Source organism: Cryobacterium flavum (assembly GCF_900103805.1).
In the GTDB taxonomy this organism is placed as follows: Bacteria; Actinomycetota; Actinomycetes; order Actinomycetales; family Microbacteriaceae; genus Cryobacterium; species Cryobacterium flavum.
In genome coordinates, this window is sequence record NZ_FNIB01000013.1 from 60,889 (window position 1) to 79,593 (window position 18,705).

19 protein-coding genes, 1 tRNA gene and 1 pseudogene are annotated in these 18,705 nt (G+C 62.6%); 16 read left to right on the top strand and 5 right to left on the bottom strand.

Annotated elements, in window-relative coordinates; all coding sequences use genetic code 11:
• Window positions 1–53 precede the first annotated feature (53 nt).
• Window positions 54–701 (top strand): hypothetical protein, encoded by a 648-nt coding sequence (locus BLS91_RS16155; RefSeq protein ID WP_092341787.1) that lies wholly within the window; start codon window positions 54–56, stop codon window positions 699–701.
• Between the two features lie 255 nt (window positions 702–956).
• A complete protein-coding gene (locus tag BLS91_RS16160; protein WP_233197198.1) occupies window positions 957–1,364 on the top strand; it encodes a dehydrogenase in 408 nt (135 codons plus the stop codon).
• A 56-nt stretch (window positions 1,365–1,420) separates the two neighbouring features.
• Here the strand turns inward: BLS91_RS16160 and radA are convergent, their stop codons facing one another.
• The gene (gene radA, locus BLS91_RS16165) at window positions 1,421–2,782 is read right to left on the bottom strand and encodes a DNA repair protein RadA (protein WP_092341789.1); all 1,362 of its coding nucleotides are present in this window, start codon (window positions 2,780–2,782) and stop codon (window positions 1,421–1,423) included.
• Between the two features lie 190 nt (window positions 2,783–2,972).
• Between radA and BLS91_RS16170 the strand changes: the two genes are divergently transcribed.
• The 4 genes from BLS91_RS16170 to BLS91_RS16185 are packed head-to-tail and all read left to right on the top strand — an operon-like array spanning window position 2,973 to window position 6,422.
• Window positions 2,973–3,245 (top strand): hypothetical protein, encoded by a 273-nt coding sequence (locus tag BLS91_RS16170; protein WP_198412748.1) that lies wholly within the window; start codon window positions 2,973–2,975, stop codon window positions 3,243–3,245.
• Window positions 3,242–4,540, top strand: coding sequence for a putative T7SS-secreted protein (locus tag BLS91_RS16175; protein ID WP_092341791.1), 1,299 nt, complete (start codon window positions 3,242–3,244; stop codon window positions 4,538–4,540). Before BLS91_RS16170 ends, BLS91_RS16175 begins: the two co-directional genes overlap by 4 nt.
• On the top strand, window positions 4,537–5,295 hold the full coding sequence (locus BLS91_RS16180; RefSeq protein ID WP_092341792.1) for a hypothetical protein: 759 nt from the start codon (window positions 4,537–4,539) through the stop codon (window positions 5,293–5,295). The genes BLS91_RS16175 and BLS91_RS16180 overlap by 4 nt, the downstream gene beginning before the upstream one ends.
• On the top strand, window positions 5,292–6,422 hold the full coding sequence (locus BLS91_RS16185; protein WP_092341793.1) for a hypothetical protein: 1,131 nt from the start codon (window positions 5,292–5,294) through the stop codon (window positions 6,420–6,422). The genes BLS91_RS16180 and BLS91_RS16185 overlap by 4 nt, the downstream gene beginning before the upstream one ends.
• 5 nt (window positions 6,423–6,427) lie before the next feature.
• On the opposite strand, the gene BLS91_RS16190 is transcribed toward BLS91_RS16185, so the two are convergent.
• Entirely contained in the window at window positions 6,428–7,198 is a 771-nt protein-coding gene (locus BLS91_RS16190) for an SGNH/GDSL hydrolase family protein (RefSeq protein ID WP_241983060.1), read from the bottom strand.
• Between the two features lie 86 nt (window positions 7,199–7,284).
• On the opposite strand from BLS91_RS16190, the gene BLS91_RS16195 reads away from it, so the two are divergent.
• The 10 genes from BLS91_RS16195 (at window position 7,285) to BLS91_RS16240 (ending at window position 17,191) form a co-directional block, all read left to right on the top strand.
• Window positions 7,285–7,374, top strand: a tRNA-Ser gene (locus BLS91_RS16195).
• Between the two features lie 498 nt (window positions 7,375–7,872).
• Window positions 7,873–8,433 carry a recombinase family protein gene (locus BLS91_RS16200; protein WP_092341794.1) on the top strand — a complete coding sequence of 187 codons (561 nt, stop codon included), beginning with the start codon at window positions 7,873–7,875 and terminating at the stop codon, window positions 8,431–8,433.
• A 275-nt stretch (window positions 8,434–8,708) separates the two neighbouring features.
• Complete coding sequence (locus tag BLS91_RS16205) at window positions 8,709–9,080, top strand: IS30 family transposase (protein WP_134505215.1); 372 nt, start codon at window positions 8,709–8,711, stop codon at window positions 9,078–9,080.
• 312 nt (window positions 9,081–9,392) lie between these two features.
• The gene (locus BLS91_RS16210) at window positions 9,393–10,553 is read left to right on the top strand and encodes an extracellular solute-binding protein (protein WP_092341796.1); all 1,161 of its coding nucleotides are present in this window, start codon (window positions 9,393–9,395) and stop codon (window positions 10,551–10,553) included.
• Window positions 10,550–11,491, top strand: a complete 942-nt coding sequence (locus BLS91_RS16215) for an ABC transporter permease (RefSeq protein ID WP_092341797.1) — start codon at window positions 10,550–10,552, stop codon at window positions 11,489–11,491. Before BLS91_RS16210 ends, BLS91_RS16215 begins: the two co-directional genes overlap by 4 nt.
• Entirely contained in the window at window positions 11,491–12,336 is an 846-nt protein-coding gene (locus BLS91_RS16220; RefSeq protein ID WP_233197201.1) for an ABC transporter permease, read from the top strand. Before BLS91_RS16215 ends, BLS91_RS16220 begins: the two co-directional genes overlap by 1 nt.
• Before the next feature lie 37 nt (window positions 12,337–12,373).
• Window positions 12,374–13,450 (top strand): ABC transporter ATP-binding protein, encoded by a 1,077-nt coding sequence (locus BLS91_RS16225; RefSeq protein ID WP_092341798.1) that lies wholly within the window; start codon window positions 12,374–12,376, stop codon window positions 13,448–13,450.
• The gene (locus tag BLS91_RS20030; protein ID WP_104087736.1) at window positions 13,447–14,997 is read left to right on the top strand and encodes an inositol monophosphatase family protein; all 1,551 of its coding nucleotides are present in this window, start codon (window positions 13,447–13,449) and stop codon (window positions 14,995–14,997) included. Before BLS91_RS16225 ends, BLS91_RS20030 begins: the two co-directional genes overlap by 4 nt.
• Entirely contained in the window at window positions 14,997–15,788 is a 792-nt protein-coding gene (locus tag BLS91_RS16235) for a DUF6454 family protein (protein WP_134505216.1), read from the top strand. The genes BLS91_RS20030 and BLS91_RS16235 overlap by 1 nt, the downstream gene beginning before the upstream one ends.
• A gap of 704 nt (window positions 15,789–16,492) precedes the next feature.
• Entirely contained in the window at window positions 16,493–17,191 is a 699-nt protein-coding gene (locus tag BLS91_RS16240; protein ID WP_134505217.1) for a CHRD domain-containing protein, read from the top strand.
• 117 nt (window positions 17,192–17,308) lie between these two features.
• On the opposite strand, the pseudogene BLS91_RS21215 reads toward BLS91_RS16240, so the two are convergent.
• The 3 genes and pseudogenes from BLS91_RS21215 to BLS91_RS16245 all read right to left on the bottom strand — a co-directional run.
• Window positions 17,309–17,437: pseudogene (locus BLS91_RS21215) on the bottom strand (helix-turn-helix domain-containing protein); the annotation flags it as partial.
• 73 nt (window positions 17,438–17,510) lie between these two features.
• Window positions 17,511–17,867 (bottom strand): hypothetical protein, encoded by a 357-nt coding sequence (locus tag BLS91_RS19730; RefSeq protein WP_134505218.1) that lies wholly within the window; start codon window positions 17,865–17,867, stop codon window positions 17,511–17,513.
• 169 nt (window positions 17,868–18,036) lie between these two features.
• The gene (locus BLS91_RS16245) at window positions 18,037–18,633 is read right to left on the bottom strand and encodes a hypothetical protein (RefSeq protein ID WP_092341801.1); all 597 of its coding nucleotides are present in this window, start codon (window positions 18,631–18,633) and stop codon (window positions 18,037–18,039) included.
• Window positions 18,634–18,705 lie beyond the last annotated feature (72 nt).

The following is an 18,705-nucleotide window of genomic DNA, read 5'->3' on the forward strand; positions in this document are numbered from 1 at the left end:
CGACACGCACACCATTACCGAGTTCTGCCGCTGAACTTCAATAACCTTGGGGCATGTCGACGATCAAGCAACCGGTCGGCCGCCAGTCCAGCAAGGTGTACCGGCGCCGGCGTTTCGTAGTGGGGCTCGGCCTGCTCGCCGTGCTCGTCATTCTGTTTCTCATCATCGTGCAACCGGGCGTGAGCAAGGGCGACGGGGACTCCCCGAAAACGCCCGCGGCCGACACGACCGAGTCGGCGGCGCCGACGGATGCCGCCACCACCATCCCCGAGGTAGCCACCGCCGTCGACGGCGCGGCCTGCGACCCGTCCGCGGTGCAGGTTGCGGCCGTCACGGACGCGACCAACTATGCAGTTGGAGTCCTGCCGCAGCTGTCGCTGAGCCTGACCAACATTGGAACCACCGACTGTGTGATCAACGCCGGCAACGCCAAGCAGGTGTTCACCGTGATGAGCGGGCAGGACGTCTACTGGACCTCCACCGACTGCCAGACCAACCCGATCGACGCCCAGGTCACCCTCAAGCCCGGTGTGGTCATGCCGCTGGCAACACCGATCACCTGGGATCGCACCCGCTCGGCCGTCGATACCTGTCAAGCCGAAACCCGCACCGCGGTTCCGGCCGGCGGAGCCTCGTATTACCTGCACGTGACCGTGGACGGCATCGAGGCGGCCGACCCGGCCTTGATGATCCTAAACTAGGGCCTGTCGGTCGACCGGCTGGCACACGGCTCGGTGGCTAATTCAGGGGATCCGGTCGCGGGAGCAATCAGGACCGCCGTACCTGTGGGACGGCTGCTTCGGCACCCGGATGATTTTTTGATTTAGCCCGCGCGCACGGTTTAGCTCCCGCACACGGGGTCCGGTTTGCGCGCCGCGGGGGCGAGCGGGCATCCGTTCGCTCGTGGCGTGCGCTGCCAGCTGGGCGTCTGGAGCTTCGCCTGATTGAATGAATGTGTGACCGATACGACTGCCAACACCCGTTCCGAGGCGCTCGCCGCCGCACTGGCAGCGCAGGACGTCGTCGCCGTCGCCTATGCGTTGCGCAACGACTACATGATCGTGCCGCAACTCGTGGTCAACGGCGAGGCGGCCCAGGTGCGCGTGTTCGGCCGCGAAGGCTCAGACAAGCGGATGCTGCTGCTCTTCTCCGCCGCGGAGAACTACCTGCGAGTGGTTCCCGACGACGTGGACCCGCAGGTCATGGTGTGCGACGGCCAGTGGTTGCGGGAGTTTCTCACCGTGCACGCCGCGACGCTGGAGATGGTCTTCTTCGACATTGCCGGACCCAACGTGATGCAGGCCGCCCCGGCCGACCTGCTGAACGCCCTGAGCCCTGAGCTCGGCCACAGCGACGCCGACTAACTGAATCGCGCACCGGGTGCGCCCGACGGAACAATCGAGCCCGGGGGCGGCCGGGGCTAGAACGCCCGATCGAGTTCGGCGTCGCGCGGTTTGCGGGTGGTGCCGAGTGCCAGGGCGACCGCCGCGTGGATCGACCCACAGGCGGCGTCGATCTGGGTGGTGAACCCGAGGCGAACGGCCTCGTTAACTCGCTGCTTCGACATGAGTGCTCCGCGTACCTCGCCGGCCAGGCTGATCTCGCCGAAGGCGACCACATTGTGTGCCACGGCCAGCCCGGTGAACGCGGACGCGATAGCCAGCGCGATGGCCAGGTCGGCGGCCGGCTCACTCAGACGGATGCCACCGACCGTCGACACGTATACATCTTTGGTGGAGAGGTTCATTCCCGCGCGCTCCTGCAAAACCGCGAGCAGCATAGCCACGCGGGCGGAGTCCACGCCGCTCGTGACCCGGCGGGGATTCGGTGCCTGGGTGTCGGTGACGAGCGCCTGCACCTCGACCGGCATCGCCCGACGGCCTTCCAACGCGACGGTTACACACGTGCCGTCGACCGGTTCGGTGGCCCGGCTCAGGAACAGCCCGCTCGGGTCGGGCACTTCGGCGATGCCGTCGCCGGTCATCTCGAAGCAGCCGACCTCGTCGGTAGGCCCGAACCGGTTCTTCAGAGCGCGAATGAACCGCAGCGAGGTCTGCCGGTCGCCCTCGAACTGACACACCACGTCGACCAGGTGCTCGAGCACCCGCGGACCGGCGATCGAGCCGTCTTTGGTGACGTGACCGACGAGCAGCACCGGCAGGCCGCGATCCTTGGCGACCCGAATCAGAGTGGATGCCACCTCCCGCACCTGGCTGGGCATACCCGGCGACCCGTCGGAGAGCGCACTCGACACGGTCTGCACGGAGTCAATGATGATGAGGTCGGGCTTGACAGCATCGATCTGCCCGAGGATGACTCCGAGATCGGTTTCGGCGGCGATATAGAGTTCGGGTTCGAGTGCGTTGGTGCGTTCGGCGCGCAGCCGAACCTGGCTCACCGACTCTTCGGCGCTGACGTAGAGCACGCGGCTCTTCGCTGCGGCCGCCTTAGACGCGACCTCGAGCAGCAGCGTGGACTTGCCGACGCCAGGCTCCCCACTGAGCAGAATCACCGAGCCGGGCACGATGCCGCCGCCGAGCACACGGTCGAATTCATTAATGCCGGTCGGCCAGTGAGCGGCGGCATCCGTTTCGACGTGGGTGATCGGGCGGGCGATGCCATCGCCGACGAGCGTGATGGCCTTGAGCTTGCGGGTGATGCCGGCTGTCTGGCCGGCATCGACGACGGTGCCCCACTGCTGGCATTCGCCGCAACGGCCCGCCCATTTCAGGGTCGTCCAGCCGCACTCGGAGCAGCGGAAAGAAGAGACGGATTTTGCCATGTTTCGAGCCTAGCCGGGGCCACCGACAGTCGGCTCTGCGGCGGCAATCGGCTGCCTGAACCGGCCGTTGCGGTCGCAGAACGTCAGACCCGGTCGTATCCTGAACAGAACGAACCAGCAGTGGGGAGAAAGAGGAACAATGGCCGACCTATGTGTCAGCACACAGTCTTTGAGGGGACTGAGTGACGAATTGACCATTGTCGCGCAGGAATTCAACAATGCGAACACGCGAAGTGACACGATTGCGGCGGCCGTTGGGCATTCCGGGCTGGCCGAGGCTGTGACGGATTTTGCTCACGGATGGGACGACCGTCGCTCCGAGATGGTCGACTCGATTGCTTTTCTCGCAGAAGGCGCGGCTGGCTGCGCGGACACCTTTGAGGACGTCGACAACCAACTGGCGAAGTCGATTGAAGTTCCGTCCCCGATGGCGGCGACGTCCACGGGAAGCGTGGCGCAATGAGATCCATCGACTGGACACCGGTCAACTTGGGCTCCGACCCGGTTCCGGGGGAGCCGGGGATCGTGCAGAGCGGCGGGTTGTCCTATCTGGAGGTGGCCGACGCGATCCGGAGTGCTGAGCGGCGCTTGCGCAACCTCGACGCCGGGGGCAGCGTGGTCTCGGAGGCGGTCGAAGCGCTGCAGGAGACCGCGAACACGGTCGCCGACAACATTCTGCGGGCCGAGAAGCGCTACCGAGCCGTCGGTCAGGCGTTGCTCGACTATGCGCCCCAGCTGGAATCCGCGCAGCAGGAGTCGCAGTCCGCGCTGGAAAGCGCTCGTATCGCCCGGGATACGGCAGACGAATCCAGCGCGCATCAGCGTCATTACTTGCGGTTGGCCGCCGATGACACCGATCCTGTGCAGGCGCTCATGTACACGAATGTTGCCGAGACGTTTGAAACGGATGCTGTGTCGGCATCCGCTGGCGTCGGCTTGGCCATCACTCGAATTAATGACGCCGTCACCAGTCGTGACCGGGGCGCTGAGACTGCACGCGGCAGCATTGAAAATATCACATCCTCGGATGACCTCAACGACGGCTGGTGGGACAACTGGGGTAAGGACGCACTCGCCGTCATCACGGACATCGCCGGCTGGGTTTCGGCGATCGCGGGCGTACTGGCCCTGCTGGTTTCGTGGATTCCGGTCGTAGGCCAGCTGCTGGCCGCGGCGCTTCTCGTGGTGGCCGGACTCGCAGCGGTGGTCAACGCGATCGGAAATATCGTGCTCGCCTCCTCCGGAGAACGCAGTTGGGGAGAGGCCGGACTCAGCATCGCGGGGGTGGCGCTGTCCTTCATCGGCATGGGGGCAGCGGTGAAAGTGGTCGGACGAGTGCTCATGGCAGAGAAAGTCACCATGAAGGTGGGGCAGCAGATCACGGTCAAGCAGTCCTTGCGGTTGCGTCCTGCCGATTGGAAACAGTGGGCTGGTGACATGCGCACTCCAGTGCCCCCGCCCGTGAATGGGCAGACCATTTGGCGTGCCTATGGTGGCAAGGCCAACGCCACTGGAGGCTCGTGGAGCCCGGTCGATGTGCAGGGGCTAAGCAATCCGCGAATGCAGATGGGCCTTCCCGGTGACAATGGTATGAGTCGTGTGGTCGTCGCGCGTCTCGATGACGTGGAGGCAGTGCAGACGCTCCGCCACGGTTTGCCGTATGAAGGAAATCTTGGCGGTGCGCCCGAGTATCGCATCCCGTGGGATGCCCAAGGCAAAATTACGGTGCTGAACGACCTGCCGTTCGTTGTTCCATGAGCGTATGGCGACGCACGGTTGCGCAGCTGGCGTACTCGTACGACGTGGGTGTGTGGGGGGAGCCGGGCCATTTTGTCGCGCGCGGGCTGCAGGCATCCGCTCGTATCGGTGGCTGGAATCGTGGGGTCTTTCTGCGCAACGCCAGCGTGGATTCCAGCCTCCCCTCGACGTACTTGTTTGCCCAGGCTCGTGCTCGCGCCGTGGCCGATCGTTCCGATCCGGAGAGCTGGGTGGTTTCAGCGGCCGTTTACGCCGTTGACGGTTCGGAGACGCCGGCGAACGCTCGTGCCGAAATCATGAGGCGGGGATCGGCGACCGCGCTCGCCGAGGTGGAATTCGTCGCCGACGCAGCCCGTGCCGGCAAGCTGCAAGCGGATGCCGACCAGATCTACAATGGACGTCGCGCCGAGACGCCGTGGATCACTGATGCGGCCTATGCGGGCGATTTTGCGGCGGCGCAGTGGGCGCAGGACCTGAGCGGGTCATTCGGCGTCTTTCCCATTAATCTTCTCAAACGGGAGTACCCCCCGTTCCTTCACATGTTCGCGGCGCTCAAGCCTCCGCCGGGGTGGCCAAGTGCCAGTCTCGTGCTCGCCAATCCGACGCCGATCAAAGACCGGTTCGAGTTGTTTTCCGTTGGTGCCCGCGAGAACGAAGTCGACGTGACCGAGGACGCGCTGCTTGGCCGACGCGAGGCGCTGTGCACGGTGCGGATAGGGTCAAAGGACGAGATTGATGCGGAGAAATTGTCATGACGGATGATCTGCCGGACGGCATTGTCGTTGCTGCCACGACCGAGGTCGGGTCGGCGCATTTGGCCGTCGCGCTTGAGAATCAGGATGTCGAGGCTATCGGCCGAGCGCTGCGCCTCGACTTTGTCGTCGTGCCGTTGCTGCGAAGTAAAGTCGGGGTGCTCGAGACCCGGGTGTTCGCCGCCGCTGACTCTCCTGCGGGCGCTCCACGTTTCAACCTCTGTCTGTTCTCCTCCACTGAGACATTCGCAGAATTCATCAGCGACATTTCCGACCGCGAGTTCGCCCTGCAGCGCGGTGCAGCACTCGTACCGTTTCTGATCCAGCATGCCGATTTTCTCAACGCGGTCGTGTTTGATCCCGCTGGCCCGCACACGATGTCGGCCTCCGTTGCCGACGTGATCGCCGCATTGGAGCCGCAACCCGGCGATGATGAGGCGGCCTGGGTAGCCGGAGATACGCACCCGTCTGAATTTCGAAGCGATGGAGACCCGACCCTGTCGCGGGTCACCGGCTTTGACTTGCCGCTTTCCGGAGACTGGTTTTCGATCGCTCTCGACGATGCCGCAGCACGAGACGCGAGTGTCAAGCAACTCGTCAATCGCCAGCTGAAGGGGCTGCCGGCGGCGCCGGTGTTGCGACGAGAACTCGCCCGCTGGCTCACCGAAACCTGCATTCGTGCGGCTGCCGGCGGAGCCGAATTCATGGCATACCTGTTGCAGCGCAACCGTACCGGGGCACTCGCGCTGAATGTTGTGTTGTACTGGCAGCAACTCGGGCCGGCCCAGGGAGGCCGCACCCATCTTGACAGTATGGCCAAGCGGCTGAGCGAACGGCTGGCACCCGAGGCAAAGCTTCTCAGCGCGGTCACCCCGGCGGGCCCACTCGTGAGGCACAGCAGGGTCGCGAGCGCGTCGGCCGACGTGGGCACGCCAGACCTCCCGCTTCTCATCGTTGACTACTGGATTGAGTTTCCCGACCATCGCGGCTTGTGCCTGATCACTTTTTCCAGCCCGCACGTTGACCTGGCTGACACACTGCTCACCTTGATGGACAATATTGTGTTGTCGGGGGTATGGGAGCTGGAGACTCCCATGGGGGACGCCGATTCGGTCGCTGCGCAGCAGTGAGCGAGTTAGGTTACTGCCGCTCCCTGATGCGCTGACACCCGCGCGGCATCCGCGCTCATCGCTGGCAGGAACGCCTCGGCCCAGGAACGGTAGCCGCGGTCGTTGGGGTGAAACAAGTCTTTGGCGACGTGGGTCAGGATGCTGCGGAACCCGGCCCGTTTGGTGGTCGAGTGCAGCGGGACCACGGTCAGTTCGTGTTCGTCGGCGACGCGTCGAATGATCTCGTTGGCCTCTGCCACCTTGACCTCGTTGTGGGGAAGGTGAAAGCACGGCAGGTCGGCGACGAGGGTGTGCGGCGGCAGCGCGGCGAAAATGGTGCGAATGCCCGCTTCGAAGGTTGTGGGGTTCCACTGGGCGATATCGTTGGCACCGATCGCGACCGTCACCAGGTCGGGCTCAAGCTTTTCGAAGCGGGGAAGCTGGTCGCGCACGGCCAAAGCCACCGTGGCACCCGACACGCTGAGGTTCACAACACGCACGGTTTGGCCGGTGACCAGCCGCACGTGATCGGCGAGCACGCCGACGTAGCTCCTGTTCGGGCTGGAGGCACCGATGCCCTGGGCCGCACTGTCGCCCATCGCGACGTAGAGCAGCTCACCCGGTTGCTTGGCATTGTCGCGCCACCAGGCGGAATGCACCGGCAGGGTTTCGTTCAGAATGGCCTTCTGCTGTTCGAGGTCGCGACGAAACCAGGTCGTGGCAAGCACAATGCCGGTCGCGACAACGGCGATACCGGTAGCGATTAACGGGCGGATGCTCGGGGTTGATTCGCGCACCCACTGAGGGTACTCCGCGGCATCCGTGTGTCTGCTGCATGTTCGCCGATTCGCGTCGGACCCCAGTCTCTACTAGAATCAACGGCGGTACCGTGTCCGAGCGGCCGAAGGTGCGACTCTCGAAAAGTCGTGTGGGGGAGACTCCACCGTGGGTTCAAATCCCACCGGTACCGCCACGAAGGACCCCCTACATCCCAGTGTTTCACTGGGGAGTAGGGGTTTTTCATTGCCCAGATTGACCCAGCAGTAACGCAGCGGTAACGGAACATCTGTGAGTGGGTGTGAGCAAGTGCGAGTTGAGGCATGCGGTGGGTGGTGACGCACGCGACTGCCTGGTAGCCCGCACCTTCCTGGCGACGATCTCCATGGTGCGCTGTGGCGGCTCGAGAGCACCGGTTCGACGTCCCCGCATCGGTCACGGCGAGGGGATGCGTTGCCGGTGAGCGCATGGAGATGCGCGGCCTCAACACGCCCGACGTATCTGGGAATGTGCGGTGTGTCCGATGTCTCCGAAATGCACACTCATACACATTTACCCTCGCCGGGACGTGTACCCCAACTAGGCGTCAGGCACCGTTATCTAATATTGTCAAGATAGGGTCGCTTTTTGATTGGTAGACACCCCTCATGGCCGGGTCTTAGACTTCAACCTAACAGAGCAGGGAAAAAGTCACATGACGGGTCAGCGAGTTGGATATGTGCGAGTGAGTACCCTCGACCAGAACACCATCCGTCAGCTTGCTGGAGTCGACGTCGATCGGGTGTTTGAGGATAAGGCGTCGGGGAAGGATCAGAACCGGCCCGAGCTGGAGGAGATGATCAAGTTCGTCCGCGAGGGCGATACCGTTCTCGTGCATTCTATGGACCGTCTGGCCCGTAACTTGGATGACCTTCGTTTGATCGTGCGCCGGCTTACAGCGAAGAGGGTCCGGGTTGAGTTCGTGAAAGAGCAGCTGTGCTTTACCGGCGATGACAATGCGATGGCGAACCTGCTTTTGAACGTTATGGGGGCGTTTGCCGAGTTTGAGCGGTCTTTGATTCGTGAACGTCAACGCGAGGGTATTGCCTTGGCGAAGAAGCGGGGCGTTTACCGGGGTCGTACCCCGTCACTCGACACGTTCCGTGCGGCCGAGCTGTGTGAGAAGGCTGCTGCTGGTGTGCCGAAGTCTGTGCTTGCTCGTGAGTTTGGGATCAGCCGCGAAACTGTTTACGTCTATCTCCGTGCGAAGGTCTGAGCTGGCTGTAAATGATCTGATGTGGTTTATAGGTGGCCTTCTGCCGTGTCGATCAGTTCGACCCAGCGCGTTCGATGGTCGGTGCCTTGCCGGATCGTTGGGGTCGGGTCCTAGCCTCTGTAATGGGTATTGGCTGGTCTGGTTAAGCCCGGTGAAGTCTGGGCTGCCGCGGGCATTCCGGATTTGACTGTCTGTGATGAGTCGCGGTCGCCTGCCCAGATCTTTTCCGGCGTCGCGGCGCTTGTTGATCGAATTGACTACGCGCTCTTGCTCTCATTCACTTTCCGGGCAATCACAGTGCCCAGGCCGTCCGCGACGGTCTCCTGGCCTCCCTGAGCTCCCTATCCGCCCACATCCACACTTCCCTCACTTGGGACCAAGGAGTGGAGATGGCGCTCCACAAGTCATTCAGCAAAGACGCGAACATGGATGTCTACCTCTGCGACCGCGCGAGCCCGTGGCAGCGAGGATCAAACGAAAACACCAACGGCCTCCTGCGCCAATACTTTCCCAAGGGCACCGATCTCAGCACGCAGACCCTGCCGGAGCTGGGACGAGTGACCCACGAATTCAACAACCGACCGCGCAAATTCCTCAACTTGGCAAACCCTGGAGAACTCGTCAGTAAGCTCCTTTTCAATACCTAAATCGACCTTTGTTGCGACGACCACTTGAATCCAAGAGCGTCGATACTTCTAGTCAATGTTTAGCCCGAGGGCAAAGCGCAACAAGCTCTATACCCTGGGCCCGGTTCTCTGGGTTGGGTTCAGCTGATGCATCGCGGTCCAAAGCCGCAGTCCGCGTGCCCATTGAGTGCCAGACCAAGCGATCTGCGTTCACCTTCGCGTTAGTTAAGCGTCATTCTGCGTTTACCTGTGGGATAGGTTCTCGTTGTCTTCATTTCAGATTATCTTTCTGATCTCACTCTGAGGTGCGCCCTTACTAACAGATGGACAGCAATGAAAACCACTCGGCTCCTTGCCACCACCGCCGCGGCGTCACTTGCCATGATGGCCCTGGCCGGCTGCGTGCAAAGCAACGCAGCAACATCGTTGGCCGGCCCCGGCGATTCAGCCGACCAGGCCCTCACGGTACTCATCAGTGGCGGTGAAAACATCCAGGCGCTGTGGGAAGACCACCTGATTCCGGCCTTCGAAGAGGAGAACCCCGGATACACGGTCGCTGTCAACCTCGATCTGCACGGCGAGCACGATGCCCAGACCATGGCCAAGCTGACGAGTGCCACGGAGCAGGAAAAGGACCCGGGCTTCGACCTGGTTGACGGCGGATTCGTGCCCATGGCCGCCGAGGCTGGGCTGCTGACGCCGATGACCGCAGACGAAATCTCCGCCTTCAACGACATTCCCGAAGACGTCGTCGAGGCCGGTGGCGCTGGTGGAATCGCCTACCGCGGCTCCGTCGTTCTGCTGGCATACGACACCGCCACCATCCCGACACCTCCGAAGACCCTCGACGAGCTGCTGGCGTGGATCGAGGCAAACCCGGGCGAATTCACCTACAACTCCCCGAAGTCCGGCGGATCCGGCTCGGCCTTCGTCGCGACGGTCCTCGACAAGTACGTCTCTGACGATGCCCGCGCAAAAATGACCGTCGGCTACGAGAAAGAACTGGAAAGCGAGTGGACCGAAGGGTTCGAAACGCTTCGCAGCTTGAACCCGTACATCTACCAGAATGGTTTCTACCCCAACGGCAACCAGCAGACGCTGGACCTGCTGGCAAGCGGTGAAATCTCGATGGCGCCGGTCTGGTCCGACATGTTCATCTCGGGCAAGAAGAACGGCGCGATTGGCGAGTCCGTGGACTACACGCAGATCTCTGACCCGTCCTTCACCGGAAGCGCGGCCTACCTCGGAGTTCCGGCTGCCAGCCCCCGCCAGGAGGGTGCGCTCAAGCTCGCCAACTTCGTCTTGACCCCCGGCGCCCAGGAAATGATCGTGAACGAGATCGCTGGTTTCCCGGCAATCAGCCTCGACCTGCTTTCGACCGACATTCAAAACGAGTTCGCTGATGCCGATACCGGCAACCTGCGCAAGGGTTACTTCTCTCAGATGGGCAGTGACTTGAGCAACCTGTGGGATCAGGAAGTGCCGGGACAGTGACTCTCGCCCCGACGAGGGGCTCAAAGCGACGCGCCATAGCCACCCCGGCTGTGGCGCGTCGCCCGTTGGGTTTCTTCCTCGCCCTTCCTCCGATCATTTTGATTCTGCTGTTCGTGGGATTCCCGATCGTCCTGGCTTTTGCGTTCAGCATTGGTCTGACCGGTGGCTTGAACCATGTGATCGCCTCGATCGGCCTGAACGTGCACGAAGCCGAGAATTGGTGGGGAACACCGGCAGCCTATATCGAGGTGCTCTCGAACTCCCGCATCCTGCGCGACCTCTCGGTTACCGTCGGCGTGACAGCGCTCAGCACGGTCATCGTCATTTTTCTGGCCCTGGGAATCGGTCTGTTCCTCAAGCTCCGCGATGGACGGATGGCTCGGCTACTGTCCGGTCTGGCGATCATCCCGCTGTTCATCCCGGTAGTCATCGCTTCCTGGGCGATCGTCACGTTCTACTCCGGTGACGGCTTCGTGCGCAGCGTCTTTGCGCAGTTCGGTGTCGAGGCGCCGGTGTGGGCCTTCACCATGGTCGCTGTGGTGATCGGGTCCGTTTGGACCTCGCTGCCGTTCGCGGTACTCATGATCACCTCCGGCCTGCAGGCAATCCCCAACGCCATGATCGAAGCCGCGCGGGATGCCGGTGCCGGCTTTCTGCGCATCGTCGTGTCCATTCTCATTCCCATGGCCTTCGTGCCGATCCTGATTGCGGTCACGTTCACCGCGATTGGCGTGGTCGGCTCCTTCACCGTTCCGTACTTCACCGGGCCGAATGCGCCCAACATGCTCGGCGTGAGCATGTCCAACTATTTCTCGGCCTTTAATCAGCCGCAGCAATCCGTCGTGATGGCCTTTATCGTCTTTGTGATCGCATCCGGTATTGCCGCAGCGTATGTCTGGGCCAACTTTCGATCAGCAAAGGATCAGGGAAAAGTCTGATGACGATGATCACCAAGCGCGCGCGAAAGTCCGCAGCGCGGCTCAGCTTCAGCGGTCCGCTCAGCGGGCTCTTTTTCGTCCTCATGGTCGTTTTCATTCTCGGTCCGCTGGCCTGGCTGGGCATTCGAGCATTCGCCGAATCCTGGACCTTCCCCAACCTCGGCCCGGACGGCTGGACCCTCCGCTGGTGGAGCGTGGTGCTCGGCGACGAAACGCTCGGCCGGGCCGTGCAGAATTCGCTTGCGCTAGCCGCGTTGACCGTGCTGGTGTCTGCCTGCATCTGTCTGCCGGCCGCGTATGCTTTCGCGCGCTACGAATTCTGGGGTCGGCGAACTTTTCTGATCGGGCTGTTCGCCCTCAACGCCTTCCCGAAAATGGGTCTGTACGTTACCATCGCCTCGCTGTTTTATGCGCTCAACCTGATGGGTACCGTGATGGGCGTGCTAATCGTGCACGTGTTGGGAACCGTGGTGTTCATGACCTGGATTCCCGCTGCGGCCTTCGCTGCGGTGCCACGCAGTCTCGAGGAAGCGGCGCGCGACGCGGGCGCCACGAAGCTACGGGTTTTCATCAGCGTTACCTTTCCCCTGGCCCTGCCGGGAATTCTGGTAGCAGCGGTCATGTCGTTTCTGGCGTCGTTCGACGAGGCGCAGGGCACCTATCTCATTGGCGCACCCGACATTATGACCATGCCAACGCAGATGTACACCCTCGTGCTCAACTACCCGAATCAGGTGGCGGCCGTGTTCTCCATTCTGCTGGCCATCCCCTCGGTCGCCCTGCTGCTAGCGGCGCACAAACACATCGTCGGCGGCACGCTCGCCGAAGGATTCCAAATCAAATAGCCCCACTCCGAGCATCGCAAGAAGTGTAGAGAAGACCATGACTTTGATCGAAAAAATACATTCCACGACACCCACACACCGTGAAACGGATGCCGGCGGCTCGCGCGGTCTGCGCGTGCGCGGCCTACACAAGGTGCTCGGTGGTCGCACCATCATCGACAATCTCGACCTGACCGTGCAGGACGGGGAACTGGTCTCCCTGCTTGGCCCCTCCGGCTGTGGAAAAACCACGACCCTGCGCATGATCGCCGGATTCCTCGCGCCCGACGCCGGCTCGATCCAGGTGCACGACCGCGAGGTGTCCGCCCTCGGTGCCGAGAAACGGCCCAGTGCCATGGTGTTTCAGAACTATGCGCTGTGGCCGCACATGACGGTCGTGAAGAACGTTGGCTTCCCCCTCAAACTGCGTCGCCTCGGCAAGAAGGAGATCGAGCAGCGAGTGGACGCTGTCCTCGCGCTGGTCAACCTGCTGCATCACAAGCACTCGCGGCCGGCCCGCATCTCCGGGGGGGAGCAGCAGCGCGTTGCCCTGGCGCGCGCCCTGGTGCAGGAGCCGGAGCTGCTGTTGTTGGACGAACCGCTTAGCAACCTGGACGCGAAGCTGCGGGTGAAAGTGCGTGAGGACATCCGTGAAATTCAGCAGCGCCTGGGCATCACGACGCTGATCGTGACGCACGACCAGGAGGAGGCGATGTCGATGTCCGACCGAATCGCCGTGATGAACGCCGGAAAAATTGAGCAGTTCAGCCGGCCGGCCGAGCTGTATTCCCGGCCGGAAACCGAATTCGTCGCCACCTTCATCGGCAGCCTGAACCGGATCGAGGGTTCGCTGGTGAACGGCGCCGTCGTGCCCGGTGACGACGTCATCGGCATTCGCCCGGAAGACGTGGTGTTCACCCTGCACGCATCATTCGATGCACGCCCGGCCGTCGTCGAGCGCGTCGTGCCCCACGGGCATTTTCACGAAATCTACCTGAAGCGCGATGACGCCACTCTTCGCGCCTTCGCCTCCGGGTTGCCACCGGCGCCCGGTGATCGCGGTCACGCCGCCATCCAGAACGCGCTTACCTTTCGGCAGGGCCGGCTCGTCACGACCGGCGGGGTGGCGTTATGAGCGCGCCCAGCGCGGCCGCCCAGCGGGTCGCCGCCGTCACCGCTCATCGCGGGGATTCCCAGAATTTTCGGGAGAATACCCTCGCAGCGATTCGATCGGCGATTGCGGCGGGAGCGGACTACGTCGAGGTCGACGTTCGGGTCACCCGTGACGGCCAGGTGGTGTTGCTGCACGATGCGAGTCTCGTTCGGTTGTGGGGCTTCGACGCCGCCATCTCGGACCTGACCTACGCGCAGGTCGCCCTGTTGGGCGGCGACGATCTTCGTGTCCCGTTGTTGCGAGACGCGCTGAAGCTGTTCGAAGATTTCCCCACCCTGCTGCTTATCGACATGGACGAGGAAGCGCCGGCCGCACCGGCTTTTGAAGTAGTGCGAGAAAGCGGCCTGGACGTCGCGTGGTGTGGAAGTTTGGCCGGGATGCGGCGCATCCGTTCTCTGGATGCACAGGCTCGCATCTGGCTGCCGTGGGACCGGCGCGAGGTTCCACCGCTCGAGTTGATCGATGAGCTCCGGCCGGAGTTTGTGAACGCGGAGTATGTCGTGCTCAGCCGAAAGCTCGTGGACGACATTCATGCCCTGGGCTTAGGGGTCGCTTGCTGGACGGTCGATAGCGCCGCGATCATGCGGTGGGTGCTCGCGCTGGGCGTGGATTCCGTGACCTCCAATCGGTTGGCTCTGCTCGCCGAGACCGTGCGCGAGGCCGTCGGGCCTGAGCCGGCGGCTTTCTCTGCGGTTTCGGCGTTCTCGGCGGACGAGCTGCGCGAGGCCAGTGCGATTGCCCGGGAACTCGCGATCTGGGCGCAGGACTATAGCCGATCCGCCGACAGGGGAACAATTTCGACCAAGGCGAACCCCGGTGACCTCGTGACCGAGGTGGACGTTGCCGTCGAACGCCACGTGCGAGCGCGCATCGCGGCCACATTTCCGTCGCACAACTTCGTCGGCGAAGAAATGGGCGGCGAGGCGCAGGCCGGTGTGCCGTGCTGGTACCTCGACCCGGTCGACGGCACGACAAACTACGCCAACCTGATTCCGTGGACGTCGTTTTCACTCGCCCTGGCGGTGGATCACGTTCCCTACGTCGCCGTCGTGTCCGAACCCTGGCGCGGCGACCTGTTCGAAGCGGTGGCCGGGCAGGGCGCCCGGCTCAATGGCGCTGCCCTGGCGCTGCCCCGAGCCGGCGAGGGACCACTGTCGTTGGCCGGACGGGTCGTGCACACGGAGCTCGCCGGGCACCTGCCGTGGCCGGGCATGATCGAACTCCTGACCGCCCTTGGCGAGCGATTCAGCATCATGCGGGTGATGGGCTCAGCCACCCTGACCGTCGTGGGAATAGCCGCCGGACGGGGAGCCGCCTCGGTGATCGGTCAGTTCAGCGCCGTCGACCATCTGGCCGGCACGCTGATCGTGCAGGAGGCCGGTGGCGTCGTACTTGACGAAGACGGAATTCCGAACGCGTTTCCTCAGCACGGCGGCATTCTGGTGGCCGCCCCGGAGGCCGCGACGGAAGTGTATGGCCTGTGGCGAGCCGCCGTGGGCGCGAGGTGATGCTCGCACTTGACGGCCTCGACCGCCACACGCCCTGGAACCTGGTTGACCGGTTACCGCTCGACTTTGCCACCTTCCACCCGCAGGGGCTTGCCTTCGCCGCGGGGCTCACCTTTCTGTCTTCGGTGGAAATTCAGGCCGAAAATCGCGGGGTGGGTCACGTGTTCATCGTAGACAAGCAAGGAGCGCTGCAGCGGGACCTGATCGTGGGCGACGGCGAGATGTACCACCCGGGAGGCATCGACTTCGATGGCAGTTTGGTGTGGGTTTCGGTAGCGCAGTACCGCCCGGGCGGCCAAAGCATGATTATGACGATCGACCCTGAAACCGCCGAGATTCGAGAGCGATTTCGGGTTGACGACCACGTGAGCTGGGTGGTCTGCGACCTGGCGAATGCGCTGGTGCACGGCGCCAGCTGGGGCTCACGCGAGTTCTACACCTGGACAATCGACGGGGCGCTCATCTCGCGCTGGAAGAACCCGAGCGGTTTCATCGACTACCAGGACTGTCGCTTCGTCGGCGAGAGTGTCATCGTCGCGAGCGGTATCGCGGTGCTGCCCGCGGCATCCGGAACCTGTGAGCTGGGAGGTTTAGCGCTCATCGACACCGCCAAGCGCGCGATCGTGCATGAATTTCCAATGTCGCTGTATTCGGCTGCTGGGCACACGGTCACTCGAAACCCCTTCTCGGTCTCTGTCGACGCGGGGTCCGTGACGATGTGGGTCGCCCCCGACGATGGTGGCGAAGGGAACGGCACCGAGATTCTGACCTATCGCACCACCATTCTCTGACGCTCAGGTACCCGCTGCTCTGTGCGGGGCTCGGGTCCGGAACGTGGGCCCAGCTCAGAGCGCTTGTTGCTTGGTGGGAGGTCTCCTGGAAGTCGCTACCGAACTCAACAATCGACTCCCAAAACACTCGGCGGCATCGCACCCACTCAAGCTATGCAACGACTACTCTCAAACCAGAAAAGCCCATCGTTGCGACGACCATTTGAATCCGCCCTGCTACCGAGAGCATTAAGTGTCAAGAGTTGGCACGCTTCACCGCTGAATTCAGGTGTTCCGCAACCGTTACACGGTCGACCCGGCTCAGATGGCGGCCACCCTTCTGCCCTACCGGGAGCGTGGGGCGGTGCGCAGGTGCGGCCGACGTGATGGCCCTGCAGGAGGGGCAGGTTCAGTGCACCCCGCCGAGCACCTCTGAGACCGACCGGCAGAACCCGGTCTGCACTGGACGGTCGCTCCTGGCAACAGAGGAAACGGATTTGTCCTGCTGCGGATCTGAGGACCTTGTCTGTCGTCCTGTGCTGATCGGCGAGGGATCGGAGTCGCCGTGGCCCAACGTCGACTGGTTCGGCGCCGAGTATTGCTCGGACTCTGGGAAATAAAAAAGTGAACAAATCCCTTAATATGACTAAATTTCATTAGTGTTTATTACGAACTATCCACGACCAGCGGGACCTTCTTGCTGGCGGTTACTCAAGGAGATAATCGTGAAACGATATTCCATGGGGATTCTGGGGGCTTCGACCGTTGCGTTACTCGCTGCGGCTACATTCGGGGCCGGCGCAGCTCAAGCGCACGATCCTGGACACTCCGGCGACAAAAAAACGGTATCGCTGTCCGCCGATCTCACGGAGCTCAACGGCTCCGGGGCGTCAGGAACTGCCACAGCAACAGTTCGTAACCAGAGGATCAAGCACATTGAAGTGCACGCTTCTGGTCTGACACCAGACGCTCCGCATGCCCAACACATCCACTACGGCGAGCAAGCGCTGCACGAGTGCCCCACCCTGGCTCTGGACAGCAACGGTGATGGCCGCTTGAACACCGTGGAAGGGGTTCCCGCGTACGGTCCGGTCGTTGTGTCGCTTACCACGACAGGCGACACGACTCCCACAAGCTTCCTGGATGTGACTCGTTTTCCGGTGTCTGAGAGCGGCAGCTACCACTACAGCCGCGATAACATCCGCATCACCAAGGTGGCGGGAACGGGCTACCCGGGGCCGGACGGAACAGGAACGGCGAAAGAAATTGCCGAATCTATCCGCGAAGGCGAAGGCGTCGTCGTGATCCATGGTGTCGACTACAACGGCAACGGTGAGTACGACTTCAGTGCGGGTGCAAGCGAACTCGACCCGAACCTGCCTGCAGAAGCAACCGACCCGGCCGCCTGCGGCGTCCTCGACTAAGCACGCGCTCAACACCCTTTCTGGGCAACGACCGACGGTGGCCCGTCATCGATGACGGGCCACCGCACGGAACCCACCTGACTACTCGAGAAGGCGTCCTCCGCTCTGCCTCGGATGAATCCGCCCACCCGTTGCTTGACGCCAACGCCGTCCAGTTCGTCGATTCACCCCCACAGCATCACACGCTGCAATCAGAGTCGAGCCCTGGGCCATCAACACCCAGAACCGCGCCTGTTTCTCCACCAACTCAAACTTCGACTACACCTACAACACCTCACAGAAATCGAGTGTTGCGACGACCGGTTGAATTCGCCAACCCTCAGCGAGACGGTTCGTGTCCACCAGGCAGGTCGAGTACACGGCTGCGTGATTGGAGCGATCGCACCCAGGCGACGATAGACAGCACGGTCAGCGTCACCAATGCTGTCAGGCTCCCGATGCCAAGCCCGGTGGCGAACCAGCCGGGCGACACAACTAACTCCGATCCGGTTGCATCGAAATAGCGACATTCCAGTCCTACCGGCCAGACAGAAAAAGTTCCTGAAGCGCCGAGCTCGCGCACGGCACCATTCGGTATCTGTTGGGAAATGGCGCACTGGTAGTCCGGGACTCCTGCCTGATAGGCGGCAGCGGCAACGGGTATGCCACAAAGCAAGGCGACGGCGATGAGGATCACGGTCAGTCCAGTTTGGAAGCTTCGTCTCATACCTGATCGAACCACCCCTATACAGCTAAGTTAGCCAGGGCCAATTTCAACACGTTTCCGGTGGACGGACGCTGTGCGACCGCCGAACCGCTGCAGGGCTTTGGGGCAAGTCGCTCAGGCGGGACCGCAAGAGGAACCCTTATCGGAACTGTTTGAGAGCTTCGCTATACCGCTCTTGATCGTCACGGGTCTCATCCGTCACGAGGAGCGTGTGCTGTCCGATGACGCGCGTGTAAGAGCCTTGGCAAGGGATGGTGACAATTTTCGTCAGCCCGGCTTGCCAGGCGGGGATCAGCGCGCTGAGCGACAACCGTTCCGGATCATCCGCGAGGGAAGTCGGGCGACGCTGCGTGCGTGCTTGGAATTGTGATCGATTCCACGTCTTCTTTTTCTCCGTAAAGGCTTCGTCGCCGAAGGAGCTCTTCCAGGACGGCCCGACCATGTTGGCCAACAGGTTGGCGCGCTCGGGTGACCCGTCCAGAGTGTGCTGGAGCTGGTCGAAGATCGTGCTGTCTTCGAGCAGACCGGCGTGGTGAATGCAGGCGTTCCACATCCCCGGCCACGCCTCCACCCACGCTGCGGGCGCGTCGGTCGATCCGGTCGGTGCGTGTGCGCGTACCGAATCGTCCGACAGGAGCGAAGGAAGGTCCTCGCCGACCGGATTCAGATTCCACGCTTCTCGAACCCAGAGCAGATCAACCAACGAGTTCGGGTCATCATCGACGGTGATGAGCATGTCATGAGGCCAGGGGTTCCCCGGCATAGGTACAGATGAACGCAAAGTTTCCCCCTTCAGAGCGGATGTCGG

Coding starts and splice junctions, on each gene's coding strand:
- BLS91_RS16155 (WP_092341787.1), top strand. CDS start 54: ATGTCGACGATCAAGCAACCGGTCGGCCGCCAGTCCAGCAAGGTGTAC.
- BLS91_RS16175 (WP_092341791.1), top strand. CDS start 3,242: ATGAGATCCATCGACTGGACACCGGTCAACTTGGGCTCCGACCCGGTT.
- BLS91_RS16180 (WP_092341792.1), top strand. CDS start 4,537: ATGAGCGTATGGCGACGCACGGTTGCGCAGCTGGCGTACTCGTACGAC.
- BLS91_RS16210 (WP_092341796.1), top strand. CDS start 9,393: ATGAAAACCACTCGGCTCCTTGCCACCACCGCCGCGGCGTCACTTGCC.
- radA (WP_092341789.1), bottom strand. CDS start 2,782: ATGGCAAAATCCGTCTCTTCTTTCCGCTGCTCCGAGTGCGGCTGGACG.
- BLS91_RS16225 (WP_092341798.1), top strand. CDS start 12,374: ATGACTTTGATCGAAAAAATACATTCCACGACACCCACACACCGTGAA.
- BLS91_RS16200 (WP_092341794.1), top strand. CDS start 7,873: ATGACGGGTCAGCGAGTTGGATATGTGCGAGTGAGTACCCTCGACCAG.
- BLS91_RS16185 (WP_092341793.1), top strand. CDS start 5,292: ATGACGGATGATCTGCCGGACGGCATTGTCGTTGCTGCCACGACCGAG.
- BLS91_RS16245 (WP_092341801.1), bottom strand. CDS start 18,633: ATGCTCATCACCGTCGATGATGACCCGAACTCGTTGGTTGATCTGCTC.
- BLS91_RS16220 (WP_233197201.1), top strand. CDS start 11,491: ATGACGATGATCACCAAGCGCGCGCGAAAGTCCGCAGCGCGGCTCAGC.
- BLS91_RS20030 (WP_104087736.1), top strand. CDS start 13,447: ATGAGCGCGCCCAGCGCGGCCGCCCAGCGGGTCGCCGCCGTCACCGCT.
- BLS91_RS16235 (WP_134505216.1), top strand. CDS start 14,997: ATGCTCGCACTTGACGGCCTCGACCGCCACACGCCCTGGAACCTGGTT.